Origin of the sequence: Streptomyces viridosporus (assembly GCF_002078235.1) — a bacterium.
Classification (GTDB): domain Bacteria; phylum Actinomycetota; class Actinomycetes; order Streptomycetales; family Streptomycetaceae; genus Streptomyces; species Streptomyces viridosporus.
Genome location: NZ_MSGP01000550.1, coordinates 1 through 289, shown reverse-complemented (window position 1 = coordinate 289; position 289 = coordinate 1). Strand labels below are relative to the sequence as shown.

The following is a 289-nucleotide window of genomic DNA, read 5'->3' as shown; positions in this document are numbered from 1 at the left end:
CTGCGACGCGGTCATCGAGGCCGTCTTCGAGGACACGGGCGTCAAGCACGGCGTGTTCCAGGAGATCCAGGAGGTTGTCGCCCCGGACGCGCTGCTGTGCTCGAACACCTCCACCCTGCCCATCACCGTCCTCGCCAAGGGCGTGGAGCGGCCGCAGGACTTCATCGGCCTGCACTTCTTCTCGCCGGTCGACAAGATGCCGCCGGTGGAGATCGTCAAGGGCGAGAAGACGGGGGAGGAGGCGCTGGCCCGGGCCTTCGACCTGGTGCGGCAGATCCGCAAGACGCCT

Annotated in this window: 1 protein-coding gene; it reads left to right on the top strand. The window is 67.8% G+C overall.

Going from position 1 to position 289, the window contains the following annotated elements; genetic code table 11:
* The coding region (locus tag B7L92_RS42935; RefSeq protein ID WP_255311235.1) for a 3-hydroxyacyl-CoA dehydrogenase family protein at nt 1-289 on the top strand (289 nt) is incomplete at both ends.